General features: G+C 74.2%; 3 protein-coding genes. All 3 read left to right on the top strand.

Translation table 11 applies throughout. The annotated features are described in order from the left end of the window. The first annotated feature begins 45 nt into the window (after positions 1-45). Complete coding sequence (locus FNQ90_RS25345; protein WP_182608452.1) at positions 46-366, top strand: urease subunit gamma; 321 nt, start codon at positions 46-48, stop codon at positions 364-366. Beyond that, the gene (locus tag FNQ90_RS25340) at positions 363-677 is read left to right on the top strand and encodes an urease subunit beta (RefSeq protein WP_182608451.1); all 315 of its coding nucleotides are present in this window, start codon (positions 363-365) and stop codon (positions 675-677) included. The genes FNQ90_RS25345 and FNQ90_RS25340 overlap by 4 nt, the downstream gene beginning before the upstream one ends. Next, positions 667-832 (top strand): hypothetical protein (locus FNQ90_RS25335; RefSeq protein WP_182608450.1); only part of this gene is annotated, 166 nt, incomplete at its 3' end. The genes FNQ90_RS25340 and FNQ90_RS25335, both read left to right, overlap by 11 nt.

Below are 832 nucleotides of genomic sequence, written 5' to 3'. Positions count from 1 at the left end.
CCGGTCCCCCGGCCACCCGGCACGCCCCCGCGGGGGGCGGTCCCGGTGCGCCTGACCCCACACGAACAGGAGCGCCTGCTCGTCCACCTGGCCGCCGACGTCGCCGAGCGGCGCCGAGCCCGGGGGCTGCGCCTGAACCACCCCGAGGCGGTGGCGCTGATCACCGTCCACGTGCTGGAGGGGGCGCGGGACGGACGCACCGTCGCCGAGCTGATGGTCTCCGGCCGCACCGTCCTCACCCGTGAGGAGGTCATGGAGGGAGTGCCCGAGATGATCCACGACGTGCAGGTGGAGGCCACTTTCCCGGACGGCACCAAGCTCGTCACCGTCCACGAGCCCATCTGCCGGTCCGGAGGCACCCCGTGATTCCCGGAGAGATCCTGTACGCCGAGACCCCGGTGGAGCTCCACACCGGGGCGGACATCATCCGCCTGACCGTCCTGAACACCGCCGACCGACCGGTGCAGGTCGGTTCCCACTACCACTTCGCCGAGGCCAACCCCGGGCTGGAGTTCGACCGCGCGGCGGCCCGCGGCCGCCGCCTCGCCATCGCCGCCGGCACCGCCGTGCGCTTCGAACCCGGACTGCCGGTCGAGGTGGGTCTGGTCCCGGTGGCCGGCGGGCGGATCGTGGCGGGCCTGCGCGGGGAGATCGGGGGACCGCTCGATGACGAGTGACCCGGTAACGCGAGCCACCGGCGATCGTCCCGTGCTGGACCGCGCCGCCTACGCCGACCTCTACGGGCCCACCACGGGGGACCGGATCCGGCTGGCCGACACGGACCTGTTCATCGGGATCGAGGAGGACCTGGCAGGCGGGCCGGGTCGGGCGG

The sequence above is a fragment of the Streptomyces alkaliphilus genome, from assembly GCF_014141535.1.
GTDB lineage: Bacteria > Actinomycetota > Actinomycetes > Streptomycetales > Streptomycetaceae > Streptomyces > Streptomyces alkaliphilus.
The sequence above is the reverse complement of the archived record's forward strand: the minus strand, read 5'-3'. Positions and strand labels throughout refer to the sequence as shown.